Origin of the sequence: Amorphus sp. 3PC139-8 (genome assembly GCF_040750475.1) — a bacterium.
Classification (GTDB): domain Bacteria; phylum Pseudomonadota; class Alphaproteobacteria; order Rhizobiales; family Amorphaceae; genus Amorphus.
On the sequence record NZ_JABJVY010000024.1, the window covers coordinates 1 to 11,223 of the forward strand.

General features: G+C 59.5%; 5 protein-coding genes and 1 pseudogene. All 6 read right to left on the reverse strand.

What is annotated here, in order from left to right:
- A pseudogene (locus tag HNS03_RS19490) lies at window positions 1-952 on the reverse strand (hypothetical protein); the annotation flags it as partial.
- On the reverse strand, window positions 945-2,675 hold the full coding sequence (locus tag HNS03_RS19495) for an ATP-dependent endonuclease (protein WP_367197730.1): 1,731 nt from the start codon (window positions 2,673-2,675) through the stop codon (window positions 945-947). The pseudogene HNS03_RS19490 and the gene HNS03_RS19495, both read right to left, overlap by 8 nt.
- Window positions 2,676-2,782: 107 nt before the next feature.
- Window positions 2,783-4,321 (reverse strand): Fic family protein, encoded by a 1,539-nt coding sequence (locus tag HNS03_RS19500; RefSeq protein ID WP_367197731.1) that lies wholly within the window; start codon window positions 4,319-4,321, stop codon window positions 2,783-2,785.
- Between the two features lie 254 nt (window positions 4,322-4,575).
- Window positions 4,576-7,272, reverse strand: coding sequence for an AAA family ATPase (locus tag HNS03_RS19505; protein WP_367197732.1), 2,697 nt, complete (start codon window positions 7,270-7,272; stop codon window positions 4,576-4,578).
- 99 nt (window positions 7,273-7,371) lie between these two features.
- Window positions 7,372-10,083, reverse strand: coding sequence for an AAA family ATPase (locus HNS03_RS19510; RefSeq protein WP_367197733.1), 2,712 nt, complete (start codon window positions 10,081-10,083; stop codon window positions 7,372-7,374).
- Complete coding sequence (locus tag HNS03_RS19515; protein WP_367197734.1) at window positions 10,080-11,222, reverse strand: exonuclease SbcCD subunit D; 1,143 nt, start codon at window positions 11,220-11,222, stop codon at window positions 10,080-10,082. Before HNS03_RS19515 ends, HNS03_RS19510 begins: the two co-directional genes overlap by 4 nt.
- Window position 11,223: the final 1 nt, after the last annotated feature.

Below are 11,223 nucleotides of genomic sequence, written 5' to 3' on the forward strand. Positions count from 1 at the left end.
GCCGGCCACCCCGGTCGTAGCTCCAACACCCGTCATGCACTAAGACTGAAACTGGACCACTTCGTTGGGGCAGGTCATCGGCAAGTGCGAGGATGAGATCGCGGAGCGCGGTTAAGTCATTGGGCTCAAGGACCCGGTATGCCCGTTTGACCAGGACGGTTTCAACCGCCGCATTCAGACGCCGCGCTTTCGGACCGATGATGCAGATTCTGCCCGCCCTCTCTTCAGTCAGACGAAGAAGTTCCTTGCCAAGATCGCCATATTGGACACGGGTCCTGTCGACAGTAGAGCCGCCGAAATCCGGTTCGTGTCTCTGGCGGAAGGCAGGCCGCTCGCGAAGCAGCCAGCGGCCGAGATTTTCGTTGCCGGCATTGATCCATCTGTGTGGTGTTTCAAGGGTGCCAAGGTCGTTGGCGAACGCCCCCTGCATATCAGTCCAGGCCACGAGGGGATCGTCCCGAAAGCCGAAAATGCCCTGCAGGTCGTCGCCAAGGACACGGCAGGGCAGAAGACATTTGAGTTGAACGATCAGCTCATGCATCGGGACAGTGCAGTCCTGGTACTCGTCAACAATGACGCCCGCATATGAGTTGAGGACGCCCTGCTTAACGAAGTCCCTCACCAGAAGGTTCGACATACCGGCATAAACATCGTTCCATTCAGGAATGTCGCCGGGGCCCTCATATACCGCATTCACGGGATATTTGCGGACCCAGCTCCAGGCCCAACCGGCAATCGTATCAACATGGTATCTATTTGTGGGGACCTGATGCTTGCGGAAACGCTGCCGCAATGCATCGACACCGGCGTGTGTGTGCGTGAGGACCAATTGCGGGTCGGAACAATACGTCCCGACCGTCCTGACGATGGCCTCAGTTTTTCCGCAGCCGGCCGGTGACTCAACGAACCCGGATGACGAGCGGGCGATAGCTTCATAGACCTCTTCACTCATGCTGTACCCAGTCCCACAGTAGGCCCAGGCGGGACTTGATCACGCTCGTGTCGGGAAGCAGAGGAAGCGCAAAATAGAAGACAGTGGCGGCATAGCCGATGCTCTTGATCCAACTGCGCTCGTGGGCCAGTTCGCCCATGACCTGCCTGAGAAGAGGGCTCTCCGGCCAGGCGGCCGGATCGGCGCCCAGGTCTTGAGCTATGACGCGCGGCTCTTTTATGACGCAATCGATGATCGTGGCGTAATCAAGCGTCCTGTGACTGTCCGCGATGGTCGTCAGAAGACCGGGAATGTGCGTCCAGGGCAGATCATGAAAAAGCTGCCGTTCCGTCGAATTGCCGGCGTCCCATTGGCAAACGTGGATTGCCGCCGCGCGCAATCGAGCCACTTCGGCATCGCTAAGTTGGTCCTGCGCGTCGTTATCGCAGAAGGCCGCTGTGCGGTAGCCGAGCGCGTGAAGCTTCGGACAAACGACCTTTATCTGGCCGCCGCTGCCGGCGTTGAAATACGAAGTGGCCAGGCTCCAGACAGGGGTGCTGCCGCCTTTGAAACGATACTGGTCGTAGGCACGGAGACAGCCCATTTCCGTAGGGCCTTCGCAGGCCACGATCTTGCTGCCGAGAAACGCTTCGGCGTTGTTGCGGACCGGTCCCTGGATGGCGGGCACGACCGCAAGGCTGTCGAGACTGACCGTTCCAGCCGCATCGCGCCGGCAAACGTACAGTTCGTCCTTGGCAACATCGAGTTCCCTTATGACGACCGGTGAATGCGTGGTCGTGAAAATCTGCTGCCCCGTATTTTGCAGCCTGTAGATCAATCCCCTGATGCGGTGCGGCTCAAGGCCGACCTCAATTTCATCGATCAGCGAAATGTTCTTGCCGCCATGCAGCTTCATCTGCATGGCGGCAGCAACGAGCTTTTTGCTCCCGCTGCCTTTGTTGCGCACCGGGACATTGTCCTCGTGCAAAGAAAGGGCCCCAGCCGTCATGGACCGGCGCTGAATGTCGATCCTTGGCGAAAGCCCCGTCAGCTTGACGCCGGCATCACCGGATTCCTGCTTTATCGTGTCAGCCACACCCTGGCACTCGGCGATACTCTCGTGGCCCGAGATATCGCCCTGACGCATCTCGCGGGCCAAGCCGGAAAGCACGGCGCCAAGATTGCCCTCGTTGTCGGCGCTGAGGCGCGTCAGGATGGTGTTACGGCCCCACGTAAAGTGATAGTCGGAATATGTATCAAGGCGGCTCAGGCCCAAGGCGCCGCGATCGGCGGCATAGAGCGGCTTTCTTTCAGTAGCCTCGCCTTCATCGCGCCCTTTGACGACAAACCATTTTGGCTCAAGGCTTCCGTCAACACGCAGGGATACGGAAACAGCGACCGTACCGCCTTCCCGCGGCTCGACCAGTGGTCCCGTGTCATCGAGACCGCATTTATACTGTGCGAATTTACTTTCCTGAAAGAACTTGCGGATGCTGGGCTGCGTCTCGTCCCAGTCGGTCAGCGTGACCTGGACAACAATGTCCTGATCGACATCCTGAGCGAAGAAGTCGGAGTCTTCGAATGACAACGACGTGCGGGGCGAAAGAGCATAATCAAACGCTGTCAGGATCGTGGTTTTGCAGGTGTCGCCCGGCCCGATGATGCAGCAAAAATCACCCTTTACATGCCAGGAAAGGGATTTGATGCCGCGGAAGTTCCTGATCTCAATATGTCTGATTCTCAACGATCAGCCTTTCTTGTTAGGTCAACATACGCTCCTTAACACCTGCTGAATACGATCATTACCGTGGTTACTTTACTCTTTTTTCCCGCACGATTCTCGCCACACATCTATGCCGCCTGCTCCAGTGACCACTGCACCCGCTCGGCCACGAACTGCGCGAACGGCGCGATATCCTGATCGATGCTGGCGCTCTCCAGCGCCGCCAGGTAGGCGTCCCGGTCCTCAACCCGGATGACGGTCCACGGATAACCGCCCGAGGCGAGCATCGCATTCATAGCAAAGCGCGCCATACGGCCGTTGCCGTCCGGATACGGATGGATATAACCGAATAGCCAGTGCCCGAGCACCGCGCGCACGGCCGGTTCGCCCTCCTGCTCCAGCAGATCGAACAGCGCCGGCATAGCATCGCGCACGGCTTCATGCCGCGGCGGCACGTGCCGCGAGCCCCGCAGGAATACCGCATCGTTGCGATAGCCGGCTAGGGCCGACGGCGCGATCAGGCCCGCCGCCACGCAGGGCTGAAACAGCTCGCCGTACCAGTCGCGGTGCGCGGTGCGCACCAGCGCGCCCGCTGCGCCGCCGCCAATAATCTCGCCGACGGCCGACCGTACAAGCTGGAACGCCTGCCAGTAACCGCGCGCGGCCAGCGCATCACGGCTCTGCCGGTCTGCGTCATGATTATCCGGGTCCCAGTCGCCCGCCCTCACCTGCTCGATCAGCTCCGGCGTAACGCGGTAACCCTCGATCGATAGCGAGTGATAGGCGTCGTTTTGGTAGATGTCGTCAACAAAGGACAGGTACGCTTTGGTGTCCTTCGGCAGGCCGGGGGCGTCAGGAAAGACCGCCAGCACCGGATCACGCATCGCCTCCCACAGCGATTGCACCCGTCCGACGATCGGCGCCTGCGCCCGGCTCAGCGTACCAAACGCCTGTTCCGGCTCGAACGGATCGGATTCACGCACGGCGTAACCGGCGCGTTTCATCACCCGCAGAATCTCGTCAGCCACTTCGTCGCGGCCGATCCGGCGACAGGCACCGGCCAAGCGCCCGGCCACGACGGAATGACCACCATCGAGCAGCCGCCCCAGAATATCGGACGCATCGCGGATGCCGGAGAGCACGACCTGCGCCTCGACCGGATAGCGTTCAAAGAACGCTTCGGGCACCCGCACCAGGGCCGCTTCCGGCACGAACAGACGCAGCCCGTCCCGCGTTGCCAGATCGGCATCCGGCGGCATCTCCTTCTGCCGCAGATCGTACAACGACGCCCCGAACAGCAGATCGACCGTGTTGTTGGTGCCCTTGGGCGTATAGATGATGACCTGCTGCGGAATGACGGTGTTTTCGGCGTGAAGCAGCAGGGACTGCTCCGGCGACAGGTGCCAGTCCGGACCGAAACGAAAGGTGCAGTAGGCCGCGCAAAACTCCCAGAACGAGGCAAACCACGGCGTCGTATCGCCGGGATCGGCGTCAGGGCTGGACGAAATCAGCCAGCCTTTCATCACCTCGCGCAAGAAGCCGCTGCTGACCAGCCGCTCGCGATGAATGCGCGTCAGCTCGCCGGAACGGAAGACCCGCCGTCCGTCTTTCTGAAGCTTTTGGAGCTGCGCCAGCGACGCCGCGAGTTTCTCATTTGGTGTGACCATGTCAGCCTACCCACGCACTGTTACAAGTTAACCGTGTCGCACGATCACAAGTATATGATGATTTATCATCACAAGTCAATGATGCTGCGCGATTGCACGTAAATCGTGCCGCGCCCCCGCAAGTCCATGACGGGAAAGCCAAAGGCATTACCGTACGCCCGAGCGGACCAAAACGGCTTGGGGGTAAGGTGGCGTTTGGGCCGCTGAAAGCTTGGCGAAGCCGTGGTTCGAGACGACAGGCCGATCTGCTGCTCCTAAAGGAGGACCGGTTCCAGGCCTTCCTCATAAGGCCGCGTTTTTCTCAGCTTTTTCCGGCGTTCGTTTGCCGCGTCGAAAAACCCCTTCAGTTCATCAAAGTCACCACGGATATGTTCCGGCTCGGGAAGTTCGGGTGGCAGGTCTTCTGCTGGATCATGGCCTGAAAAGTGGGAACAGCGCTTCATGCCCTCAAAGATTACCGGATAGTCGGCTTCAGGATTGATGCAGGCTTCTTCGAGGCGCTGCGTCATGATCTCTGGGCGAAAGCGCTGAACAACCCGATTGAACAGGATATCTTCTACCACGCGCTCCCATGTGTCGCGCATTTGCGTATAGAGGCCAACAACAGGCGAACGAAAATTTTCGTCGGCATGATCGTACCCAGCGTCGATCAATGCCTGAAGGTCCCGATCGATCTCTTGTAACCGCTCAGGAACGCTTTTCATCTGACGCGGTTTGCGTGAATCGTCAATGATACCAAACTGGTCATTGCCCAAACTGCTCATCCACTCGTTGTGACACGCAATCCGAGCACGCCGGGTTTCCGTCCGCAGCATGTGGTGAAAAAGTATGTTGTGCGTAAACACAATGACTTGCCGCCCCTTCGCTGCCTCTTCGGCCAGCCGTTCGGCAACGGCCTGCATGCGCGTATGGTCCAGGGAAGAAACGGGATCATCGACAATGATCCCGTGATCGTGGCCGAGTTCTCCCAGCTCGGCTAGAAAACAGGCGAGCGCCAAGGCACGCTGCTCCCCTTCGCTCAGCACGTCGCTGTTGTTGGCGATGCGCTGCTGGGCGGTCAGGGCGACCTCGACGACGCTTTCGGCAGCATCGCCGCGATCTGCTAGGTTGAGCGGAATATGCGTGAGCCGCAATGTCTTCAACTCGTTATCTAATGCGGTTTTGAGTGCGGGGGTAAGGATTTCGCGGCGCCGATCGGTGATACGGCGGGTGATAGCCGTAAGCCGGCATTCACTGCGGCATGTACCTAGGCGGTGGCGCTCTTCAAGCTTGTTCCGTCGTTCGACAATGATTTCGATTTCTTCGCTCAGACGTTTCTGGTCGGACAGTTCGGCGTGCCGCACCCTGAGCTTGGCGATGGCGTTCTCGTCCCGATCTACGTCTTCTAGTTGGGCTATTTCCTGCTCAAGACGGACGATTTCGTCATCAATGAGCTGCGCCGGGGAAGCGGGTAACGGCTCCAGGGCGTCCAACTCGTCATAGGTGTTCTCCCTCAGGACTCCCTTGACGGTTTCCAGCCGCTCCCCGGCCTTTTCAATAAAGGCTGAGATAACGGTCGCATTTTGCTTTGTGGCATCGCTCAAGGCTGCGTATCCGGCGAGCAGCGTGTCTATTTCACGTTTCCCTCTCAGGGTGAGCGCCAAAACCGTTCCTCGAAGATCCTCGAAAATGCGTGCGGCGGCGGCGCTTTCCTCAGCCGCGCGTCCTGCAATATAGCTGTCGAACGCGGTCATCCGCTGGACGGCTTCCTCGTCCAATTCTTGCTGGCACAGAACGCAAATTCCTCCGGTCGCAAGCTGTGGCGGGTCCTTGTCGGTAAAGACCGATGTCGCGAAATCGCGGGCATATATCAGCATCTGCCGCCAAACTTCCGATCCCAGTTCGGGAATCGGCTGATCGCGAAACATGTCTTTTGCTGCCGCTTCGGCGGCCGTCGCCTTCGTTTGCGCGTCCTGCTGTTTGCTGCGGATATCCAGAATGGCGGGATCGCCAACATTATTGACGGCTTTCGAGATTTCTTCTTTGATGGTTTCAAGGGCTTGCTTCGCAGTAGTCCGCAGCCGCATCAAGGCAGCCGGATCATTGCTCAGCGTTTCCGCTACGCGGTCGAGTTCGGCCTGTTTTTCTTCCGTCCATGATCCGAGTGCACGCAACTCCTGTTCGCTTGGAAGCTGGTCGAGAGCGGTCGTTGTAATGAGCTTGGCAATGGCCGCGTGAACGGCCGTTCCTTCCGTATAGCCGGTCGGCAAGGGCGTGTTGACAGCGGCATTTGCCGTCGCCTCCCGCTCTCTGAATCCTTGATCGAGGGCGCGGCACCCAAGCCCGAGCTTGTTCAACAGATCGAGTTCGTATGGCAGAAACTCGATCTTCCGCTTCTTGTCCACATAGACTCTGGCACTCGCCGTGTCGAAAACGGAAATATGGGCCAGTTCTGCCGGGGGCTGTGCGTCACCCGCCCAAATCATGTCCTGCTTTGGCTGATCGTCATCTCCGACGCGGAATGCCACTGCGATCTCAGGCGGTTCGCCCTGGTTCTCGTCATAAACATTGCCGCGGAGTTCGCCGGGACTTAATGAACGGCACAACTGCTTTGTGATACGGCAGTACCCGCTCTTTCCGGAAGCATTGGCACCGTAGATAAGTGTGACACCGTTAACAGCGAAACGCAGCGGCGGCTGGTCGCCGGCCAAACGATCAATACGTTGAACTGGGCCAAGTGAGGCGAGTACGGTTTTTGGCTGATTGCTGGCCGCCTCGCTTAGATGCCCTGCTGCAAGGGGGACCGGCGCGGGCACATTCTCAACAGGTAAGCCGGCAGAATTCTCGATCTGAAGCCGCAATTCCAAAAGGTCTTTATCTGTGAGGTCGCCCGATTGTGCGAGCCGGCGCAAGGCATCCTGCTGCCATTCGGGCCGATTGGCCGTCCATTCAAGCAATTGCTCAAATGCCATCGGATCGCTCCCCATGTGCGGTGCATAATTCGACGACAAAAATCAGGTTTGGGGTAAAGACTGAAGAACTTTTCACGACTCAATACCCCTCTTTCATAATCACGCCGATACCAGTTCTTCGCTGGTTCCAGGCTGTAACAGCAACTGGCGGCCCCCGAGCTCTTCAAACAGTTGCTCCCTGCACGTAAAAATAACCACCTGGACGTTCCGGGCCGCCATATTGAGGATGTCAAACATGCGGCTCATCCGCCGGTCGTCCGAGAACACAAGCGCATCATCGAGAATGACGGTTGCCGGATGACCCTGTTCGACCAGCATTTCTGCAAATGCGAGCCGGATCAGGACGGCAATCTGTTCTTGGGTTCCCATGCTGAGATGATGAAAGGCTTCCTCATAGCCCGCGTCTCTGACCACGCCGACGATGCGCAAATTTTCGTCAATTGTGATTTCCGCGCCCGGAAACAGAAGCTGCAGGTAGGGCTGGACGCGATTGAGTACCGGCGACAGATACCGTTCCTTGGCGTCCTGCTCAGCGGCGCGCAGCGTTGACAGCAAAAGGCTGAGAACCTGCACCTCGCGTTCAGACCGGCGGCGTTCTTCCTCGCAAAATTCCAGCTCTCGCGCTTTTTGCTGAATGGCCTCATCAAGGCCGGCGCCTTCCAGCACTTCCACATGCGACCGGAGTCCGGCGATCTTCTCCTTGAGATTGCCGCGCTTTTCGCGCCTGTCCTGGATGGCCTTGTCAAGGCGGGCGATGCGGGCCGCCAACTGCGGAACTGTTTCGTCCGTACGCTGGGCCTCCAGCGTCGCGACGGCTGTCTCCTGTTCAGACAGCTCGGCCTGCGCAGCGTCTATGTTTTTCTGAAGCTGATCATCAGAAAGCTCATTTTCCGCGCCCGTAAGCTGGCGGCGAAGCGTTTCGAGTCGTTCCGTGCCGTCATCATACCGTGCCTTGACAGTGCCGAGTTCGGTTTGAAGCTGGCCTAAATTGTCCTCCGGACCGCCAAGCGCAGCTCGCGCGCTATTTACAGAGCCGCGCGCCTCGTCGGCCTGCTCAACAGCGTCCCGTAGCGCGGATTCGGTTTCGGCATGCTGCGGCAATTCCTCGATGTCGAGTTCATCCATCTCCCGCGCCAGGATTTTTCGGAGACCATCGATATAGTCGGAAAGCGCCTGCGCTCCCGCATCATGATCGTCTGTGGCTGGGGCATGCAGTTCTGCCTCCTGCCGCGCTAACTCTGCTGCCTGCAATAGCTTTCCGCGCCGGGCATATTGATTTTCAGCGTCATTCACATTCTTGGTGCCACCCGCCTGCAGCGTCTCCTTCAGCCTGGCTTTCGCGTCGCGCTGTTGATTGAGTAACTTGTTTCGATCCTGAATGACCGGCTCGATTGTAATCCGTCCACGGTCGGGAATCGCGATCGTCATCGGCTCAATGGCCTGCACCGAACGCTGCCCGGCCGGCAGCACCCGGCCGTCGATTTCGATGCCCGACATTTCGTCCGGGCTCATATCGAAAGCGATCCGGGTGGCGGCGGCGCTCAGGCGGCTTTCGATTGTTCCAAGCCCTTTCGCCGCGCTACGGATCGCCTCTATGACATCGTCCGTAACCAGAATTGCGGCCGCGCTCTGCTGGGCTTCGCGCCGCCGCTTTTCGGCCGCCTGCGCTTTGGCGAGGCGGCTCTCCAGCTCACGAATCCGGACGTGCCTATCCACGGCATCCATCGTACGGCGCTGTCGTGAAACGACTTCATCAGCCGCAGTGACCGCGGCCTCGGCTTCACGCACTCCGGTCCGCGATGTCTCCAGCTGCGCACGGGCGTCCTTTTCCTGCCGGCGCACATCTTCCAGCCGCTGACGGGCCCGATCAACGGCCTCTTCTTCAGCGGCAATAGTGTCCTTCAGGCCAGTACGTTCCGTTTGCACCTTTTCGGCCTGTTCAAGATTACGCTTCTTCAGTTCCAGGTCACTGGCCGCCGCTGCAATGCGCCCTTCCAGCTCGGCGAGCTGCCCGTGCCTCTTGCGCGCTTCGGCAAGTTCGCTCTGATCGGCCTGATCGCGGTCACCGGTCAACAGGCGCGTCAGCGTTTCCTGCGCTTCTTCAAGGTCATCAAGCGTTTTGGCTAGGTCCTGCCGGCGAATGCTTAAGCCGTCAAGTTCGCTTTGAAGCGTTTCGGCGTTCTCGATTAGGTCCCTATACGCACCACGCGGGCGGCCGTTGCCCGCAGTGACCAGTTCGCCAAGCTGCTTCTCGATTGCCTGCGGCAAGGCCCGTCCGCGCCGGCCGCCGAGGACGGTGCCGACTTCCGCTTCAAGGGCGCTGTGCAGGTTCGATCGCGCACTTTCGGGAAGATCGAGCGCACCGAAGGACTGCCCCTGCTGGACCCAAAGGACATTCCACATGCCGAGCGTTTCCGCCTTTGCACCCGTCTTACCGGCTTCGTCAAAACCAAGGAGACTGCGCAGCATTTCCTCGGCGGCATCGCCTTCAAGTGTGCGCCCGTCCGGACATGACAGGCGGGCATAGGGCTTTTTCACAAACCGCTTCGTTACCCGGTACACGCCGTCGTCCAGCTCAAATGCCAGTTCGACAACCGGCCCGGCCTGGTTGCGGTCATTCTGCAAAGCGACGATCGGCTGGGCCTTTGAGCTGTATTTCTCAAAGAGCGCCGCGCGCAACGCATCAAGCAAGGTCGATTTACCCATTTCATTAGGGCCGACCACGACATTCAGGCCGTCCTCGATATCGTCGAGCCGCGTCGGCACCGTGAATTTCTTGAACTGGTTGAGAGCAAGGGAGCGCAGTTTCATCGCTGCCCCGCATCAAGCTTCATGTGCTCGATATAGAGCCGTTGCAGCGCTTCGGCGGCGATGCCGCGCTCGGCGTCGTCACCCTCTTCGGTCAATCGCTGGAGTTCGTCGGCGGCGGCGCGGACAAATCCACCCCGATCAATCTGATCAAGGTCCTCGGGTGTGGGACGCGGGAACAGGCGGCGGTCGTCAACGCGCATAAAGCAGAACGCCGCCGAAACACCGTCAACGATCTGCTCCTGGAAATACTGGCGGTCCTCCAGGGACAGCGCGCCCTCGACCGTCAGATGAATCAGCACGCGGTCAAGGTCGTCCGCAACGCCCCGCAGCTTTCCAGCGAGATGGTCTATATCGGCCCGGCTGCCAACCTGCTCCGCAAGACGTTCCCACGTATAGTGGCCGGTCGCCAGCGGTGACACCGTCGGTGGCGCTGCCGGCCCGTCGATCTCAACAAGAAGGGCCTGGCCGCCGCCAATCACATCGAAGGCGTCCGATTCCGGCGTGCCGCTGTACCAGCAGCGGTCATTGATTTTCTTCTGCCCGTGCCAGTCGCCAAGGGCGAGATAAGACAGGCCGGCCCGCGCGGGGCGGTCCGGTGCGATATAGTTGGGCACATCCTTGTCGTCAGACCCGAAGCCGGTGATGGTGCCGTGGGCAAGCCCTACGCGCACCAACTCGTCAGACAGGTCCGCGTCATCCATATAAGCGGTCGGGTCTTCCAGCATGCGCCGATGATGCAGCGGCGCCGGCAACAGCGCGAGCGAATCATCCTCAAAGATTGCCGCCTCCGGCACGGTGTGAATGTGCACATTGGCGGGCAGCCCTTTGCGCTGGAGCTGGTCCCAAAGCCCGTTCGAACGGTAGTGATCGTGATTGCCCGGTATAAGGTGCCACTGCACGCCGTTGAAATTGCGCATGCGCTCAAGGGGCTGATTGAGCAAGCGTGGCGACAAGGCTTCCATGTCATAGACATCGCCGGCGACGAGTATGTGCTGCGCGCCCCTTTCCCCGGCAAGCTCGCCAAGGCGCGTGATCGCCCGCAGGCGCGCATCCTGGAGCAGCCCCATCGTCGCATTATCGACAAAGCGGAAAACCTTCCCGATTTGCCAGTCCGACGTATGTATGAGGCGCAGCGTCATT